We start from the raw sequence: 5850 nt of genomic DNA, 5'->3' as shown, positions 1-5850 counted from the left end.
CTGGCTGGCCGGACGGCGTGAGCCGCACGCTCAGGCTGCGCGCCCAGGCCGGGTCCGCGGCCGGGTAGTCGGTGCGCACGTGGCAGCCGCGCGACTCGGTGCGCTTCGCCGCGCTGGCGATCAGCGCCCGGGCGGTCAGCGTCAGCGCTGCGTCCTCGACCAGTTCCCGCGAGGTCAGCGGTCTGTCCACAGCGGACACATCGAGCACCGAGGCGACCACGGCCAGCCCCTCCGCGTCGCGGCCGATTCCGGCGAACCGGCTCATCGCCCGCTGCAACAGGTCCCGCTCGGCCACCCCGGCCACCGGCGCCGCCGCCCGTTCGGCGTGCCGGGGATCGGCCAGCCGGCCGGCCGCGAGATCGGCGGCCACCGCCCGCGCCGTCCGGGCGCCGACCACCAGCCCTTCCAGCAGGCTGTTGGAAGCCAGCCGGTTCGCGCCGTGCAGGCCGGTCCGGGCCACCTCCCCGGCCGCGTACAGCCCGGCGACCGCGGTTCGTCCGTCCACTGTGGACATCACGCCGCCGCAGGCGAAGTGCGCGGCCGGAGCCACCGGGATCGGTTCACGGGTCGGGTCCACGCCTACCCCAAGACACGCGCGGTGCACCGTCGGGAACCGGCGCCGGAACGCCTCGGCGGCGATCCCGGTGGCATCCAGGAACACGTGGTCGCCGATCCCACCGGGTTCCTGCGCCATCCTGCGGTTGATGGCCGCGGCGACGACGTCGCGCGGCGCGAGGTCGGCCAGCGGGTGCACCCCGGCCATCACCCGGGCGCCGGTCGCGTCGATGAGCACCGCGCCCTCGCCGCGCACCGCCTCGGTGACCAGCGGGCACCGGCCGCGTGCCCCGGCCCCGGTGTAGAGCACGGTCGGGTGGAACTGCACGAACTCCAGGTCGGCGACCAGTGCCCCGGCCCGCAGCGCCAGGGCGATCCCGTCCGCGGTGGCCACCTCCGGGTTGGACGTGGCCGCGTAGAGCTGGCCGAGACCGCCGGTGGCCAGCAGCACCGCGGACGCGCCGATCCGGCCCGGCACGCCGGCCGGGTCCAGCACCTGCAACCCGGCGACCGCGCCCAGCGGCGTGCACAGCGTGTCCACGGCCACGTGGTGTTCGAGCATCGGCACCCGGCCGTCCCGGGTCGCGGCCAGCAGCGCCCGCTCCACCTCGGCGCCGGTGGCGTCCCCGCCGGCGTGCACCACGCGAAACGCGGTGTGCCCGCCCTCGCGGCCCCGGGCCAGCCGGCCGTCGGCGCCCCGGTCGAACCGCGCGCCGGTACGGCGCAGCCGGCTCACCGCGGCCGGACCGCCCGCGATGATCTCGGCGACGGCGTCCTCGTCGCACAGTCCCGCGCCGGCGACCATGGTGTCGTCGACGTGCCGGGCCACCGAGTCGCCGGGCTCGTGCTCCTCCGGCAGCACGACCGCGACCCCGCCCTGCGCCCACCGGGTGTTGCCGTCGTCGGCCGCGGACTTGGTCACCACCAGCACCCGCAGACCGAGCGACTGGGCTTCGAGCGCCGCCGTGAGCCCCGCGACCCCGGTGCCCACCACGACCAGGTCGGCCCGGGCCTCCCAGCAGGAGGCGGTCATTCTCCACCTCCCGGCTGGCCGATCTCGATCATCCGCTGCACCGCGCCCCGGGCCCGCTCGGCGATCACCGGGTCGACGTGCACCTCGTCGCGGCCCTCGCGCAGCGCCCGCAGCAGCGCGGCCGGCGTGATCATCTTCATGTACCGGCAGGAGGCCCGGTCGTTGACCGCCTGGAAGTCGATCTCCGGCGCGGCCTTGCGCAGCTGGTGCAGCATGCCCACCTCGGTGGCCACCAGCACCGAGCGGGACTTGGTGGCCCGGGCCTGGGTGACCATGTCGCCGGTGGAGAGGATCTTGACCCGCTCACTGGGCACGATGCCCTCGCCGGCCAGGTACAGCGCCGAGGTCGCGCAGCCGCACTCGGGATGCACGAACAGGTCGGCGCCGGGGTTGGCGGCGGCCCGCTCGGCCAGTTCGGCGCCGTTGATCCCGGCGTGCACATGGCATTCGCCGGCCCAGATGTGCAGGTTCTCCCGGCCGGTGACGCGCTTGACGTGGGCGCCGAGGAACTGGTCGGGCAGGAACAGCACCTCCCGGTCGGACGGGATGGACCGCACCACGTCGACCGCGTTGGAGGAGGTGCAGCAGACGTCGGTCTCGGCCTTCACCTCGGCCGTGGTGTTGACGTAGGAGACCACGACGGCGTCGGGATGCTCGGCCTTCCAGGCGCGCAACTGCTCGGCGTCGATCGAGTCGGCCAGCGAGCAGCCGGCCCGGGCGTCCGGGATCAGCACCCGCTTGTCCGGGCTGAGGATCTTGGCGGTCTCGGCCATGAAGTGCACGCCGCAGAAGATGATCGTGTCCGCGTCGCTGGTGGCCGCGATCCGGCTCAGGCCGAGCGAGTCACCGGTGTGGTCGGCGATGTCCTGGATCTCCGGAAGCTGGTAGTTGTGCGCCAGCAGCACCGCGTTCTGCTCGGCGGCCAGCCGGCGAACTTCGGCGCGCCAGGCCTCGTCCGGACGCACACCCCCGTACGGTGTGAGGTCGGAACCCAGCTCGAGAGAGGCAGTCGCGGCCATGGTGATGTCCTCCGTGTCCCATCCGGGTCGGGTCACCCGGAGGTTTTCGCCTTAAAGGCGAAAACATGGCTGATGCTACCACCGCCGCCACCCCGTTGGACCACGAAGTTCTGGCCGCGGTGCTTCAGGTGAGAGCGGGATCACTCCAGGTCCTGTTGTGGGAACGCGCTATGGAGCCGCACGCGCACCGCTGGTCGCTGCCCGGCGGCCGGCTGCGGTCCGATGAGGACATCGAGACGTCGATCAAGCGCCAGCTCGCCGAGAAGGTCGATGTCCGCCAGTTGGCGCACGTGGAACAGCTTGCGGTGTTCAGCGCGCCGGACCGGGTGCCGGGGCCGCGGGTGGTCGCGACCGCGTTTCTCGGCCTGGTGCCCTCCGACAACGACCCGGCGATCCCGACCGACACCCGCTGGCATCCAGTGGAAGCCTTGCCGCGCACCGCGTTCGACCACGAGTCCATCGTGCTTCGAGCGCGCGACCGGCTGCGGGCCAAGCTTTCCTACACCAACATCGGCTTCGCGCTCGCCCCGCCGACGTTCACGATCTCCGCGCTGCGCGGGCTGTACTCGGCGGCGCTGGGATACCGGGTCTCGGCCACCAACCTGCAACGGGTGCTGTCCCGGCGCGGGCTGCTGGAACCCACCGGGGAGACCGCGCTGCCCGGGCGGGCCGGCGGGCGGCCGGCCGCGCTGTTCACCTTCGCCCGGCGCAGCATGGCCGTCACCGACCCGTTCGCGGTGCTGCGGCCGCCGGGCCAGAACGAGCAAACCGGTAAGCGATCTTGAACGGGTCGTCGTAGTTTGGACCTTGTGCCAGAGACGCTCCCGCTGTTTCCTCTGCAGACTGTGTTGCTACCGGGAGCACAACTGCCGCTGCACGTGTTCGAACCGCGGTACCGGCAGCTCACGGTCGACCTGGTCACCGGGGTGGTGCCGGCCAAACGGTTCGGCGTGGTGGCACTGCGGCCCTCGCTCGACGTCGAGGTGACCTCGCTGGAGCAACTGCGGGGGTTCGGCTGTTCCGCCCTGCTCAACTCGGCCAAACGGCTGCCGGACGGGCGGTTCGACATCGTGACCAGGGGGGAACGCCGGTTCCGGCTGCTGGCCCTCGACTCGACCAGTGCGCCCTACCTGGTCGGCGCGGTGGAGTGGGTGCCGGACGCCGAGCCGCCCAGCGTGGGCGAGGAGGCCGTCCGGATGCTGCAACTCGGTGCCCGCTCAGCGCACCGCCGGTACTGCCACACGGCCTGGAAGGGCGGCGAGTGGACCGAGCCGCCGGACGACACCGACGCCGCCGGGCTGGCCCACCTGCTGGCCTCCGACTGCCTGCTGCCGCTGGACGACCGGCAGCGGTTGCTGGAGGAGACCCGGCCGCTGCACCGGCTGCGGCTGGTCCGCCGGATGCTCAACCGGGAGGCCGGGATTCTCGCCTCGCTCCGCGCGGTTCCGGCGCCGCCGGCCGACTTCCAGACCGACTTCAGCCTCAACTAGGACCTACCAACAGCTACCTCAGGGGACCGTGACGGCACCCAGCCACAATCGACCCGATGTCGCACCATTCGCCGGAACGCAACGACCGCATCAAAATTCCGGAGAGGCGGGTCTGTCGAGGTCGTCGGAGCCGTTCCAGGCGGCGAGGATGCCGTAGGCGAGCGCTGTGGTCAGCGGCCAGGCGAGCAGGATCCACCAGGTTTCCAGCGTGGGCGCCGCGGAGACCACGTCGCCGACCTCGGGGTTTGCCGGCACTGCCCAGCGTGCCTCGGCCAGCGTCAGCCCGAACTGCCGCGCCACCACCGCCGCGCCCACCCCGCCGAGCACCGCCGCGATCATGATCACCGGACCACGCCAGCGCCGCAGCAGCCACACCGCGAACCCGGTGATCAACCCGGCGCCCAGCGACAGCAGCACGAACAGCACCACGTCGTCGAACCGGTGGTAGCTCTCGATCGGCAGCGGCACCGGCCGGTCCGCCAGCACCCGCATCCGCTGCGGCGGAGCCAGCAGCGACCACACCCAGCCGACCACGAAGCCCAGCGCGACGGTGACCACCAGCACGACCGCGGCGGGCACCAGATCCGGCTTGATCGTCACCCGCGGTGGCGGAGGCGGGTAGGACCACGGCGGCGAGTACCCGGTGCCGACAGCCCACACCGGCTCGGCCGTTGGCTCCTCGGAGGCTTCGGGCACCTGTTGACCCTAGTCCGTGGCCGGCACCGGGTCGGAGGAGGAGCACTCACCGTGGCGGCTGCACCGCGCGGACCACCCGGCCGGAGTCACCTGCACCACCATCCGCCGCGCGCACTCGGCGCAGAACCGGGGCGGCACCACCGCCGCCCGCGCCCCCAGGCAGGCCTCGTGGTCACCCTCGCCCGCCGGCCGCCCGCACCGCACACAGAACGTCATCACGGTGCCCATGGTTCGCTCCCGCTCACAGCGTGTCGCTGAGCGCCTTGATCGGCATCTTCAGGTCGGCCAACATGTCCAGGTCCTGCTGGGCGGGCCGGCCGAGGTTGGTCAGGTAGTTGCCCACGATGATCGCGTTGATGCCGCCGAGCATGCCCTGCTCCGCGCCGAGATCACCCAGGGTCAGCTCCCGGCCGCCGGCGAACCGCAGCATCGTGCGCGGCATCGCCAGCCGGAACGCCGCCACGATGCGCAGCGCCTCCTTGCCGGACACCACCGGGTAGGTCTCGTACGGCGTGCCGGGCTGCGGGATCAGGAAGTTCAGCGGCACCTCGTGCGGGTCGAGCTCGGCCAACTGCACGGCGAACTCGGCGCGCTGCTCGACCGTCTCCCCCATCCCGACGATTCCGCCGCAGCACACCTCCATGCCGGCGTCGCGCACCATCCGCAGGGTCTCCCAGCGCTCCTCCCAGCTGTGCGTGGTGACCACCGCCGGGAAGTGCGACCGGGCCGTCTCGAGGTTGTGGTTGTACCGGTGCACGCCCATCTCGACCAGTTCGTCGACCTGCGCCTGGGTCAGCATGCCCAGCGAACAGGCGATCTGGATCTCGATGCCGGCCGCGCGGATCGCCGCGATGCCGTCCCGCACCTGCGACATCAGCCGCGCGTCCGGACCGCGCACCGCCGCCACGATGCAGAACTCGGTCGCCCCGGTCGCCGCGGTCTGGCGAGCCGCATCGATGAGCGACGGGATGTCGAGCCGGACGGCGCGCACCGGCGTCTCGAAGCGCCCCGACTGCGAGCAGAAGTGGCAGTCCTCCGGGCAGCCGCCTGTCTTGAT

General features: G+C 72.5%; 7 protein-coding genes. 2 read left to right on the top strand and 5 right to left on the bottom strand.

All coding sequences use genetic code 11. The features are described from left to right. Together VFO68_RS08870 and nadA are read right to left on the bottom strand one after the other, a co-directional pair. On the bottom strand, positions 1 to 1588 hold a 1588-nt coding region (locus tag VFO68_RS08870), incomplete at its 3' end, for an L-aspartate oxidase (RefSeq protein WP_325157707.1). Further along, on the bottom strand, positions 1585 to 2607 hold the full coding sequence (nadA, locus tag VFO68_RS08865; RefSeq protein WP_325157706.1) for a quinolinate synthase NadA: 1023 nt from the start codon (positions 2605 to 2607) through the stop codon (positions 1585 to 1587). The genes VFO68_RS08870 and nadA, both read right to left, overlap by 4 nt. 65 nt (positions 2608 to 2672) lie before the next feature. Here nadA and VFO68_RS08860 point away from each other — a divergent pair, with 65 nt between their 5' ends. Together VFO68_RS08860 and VFO68_RS08855 are read left to right on the top strand one after the other, a co-directional pair. Then, positions 2673 to 3392, top strand: coding sequence for an NUDIX hydrolase (locus VFO68_RS08860; protein WP_325157705.1), 720 nt, complete (start codon positions 2673 to 2675; stop codon positions 3390 to 3392). 24 nt (positions 3393 to 3416) lie between these two features. Then, entirely contained in the window at positions 3417 to 4097 is a 681-nt protein-coding gene (locus VFO68_RS08855; protein WP_325157704.1) for an LON peptidase substrate-binding domain-containing protein, read from the top strand. Positions 4098 to 4187: 90 nt separating this feature from the next. Here VFO68_RS08855 and VFO68_RS08850 read toward each other — a convergent pair whose 3' ends face one another. The 3 genes from VFO68_RS08850 to bioB form a co-directional block, all read right to left on the bottom strand. Beyond that, positions 4188 to 4793 (bottom strand): DUF2567 domain-containing protein, encoded by a 606-nt coding sequence (locus tag VFO68_RS08850; protein ID WP_325157703.1) that lies wholly within the window; start codon positions 4791 to 4793, stop codon positions 4188 to 4190. Between the two features lie 9 nt (positions 4794 to 4802). Continuing rightward, complete coding sequence (locus VFO68_RS08845) at positions 4803 to 5021, bottom strand: hypothetical protein (protein WP_325157702.1); 219 nt, start codon at positions 5019 to 5021, stop codon at positions 4803 to 4805. Positions 5022 to 5034: 13 nt separating this feature from the next. After that, the coding region (gene bioB, locus VFO68_RS08840; protein ID WP_325157701.1) for a biotin synthase BioB at positions 5035 to 5850 on the bottom strand (816 nt) is incomplete at its 5' end.

Origin of the sequence: Actinophytocola sp. (genome assembly GCF_035712165.1) — a bacterium.
GTDB lineage: Bacteria > Actinomycetota > Actinomycetes > Mycobacteriales > Pseudonocardiaceae > DASYTH01.
Note: the sequence above shows the minus strand (reverse complement) of the source record. Positions and strands in the feature narration are given on the sequence as shown.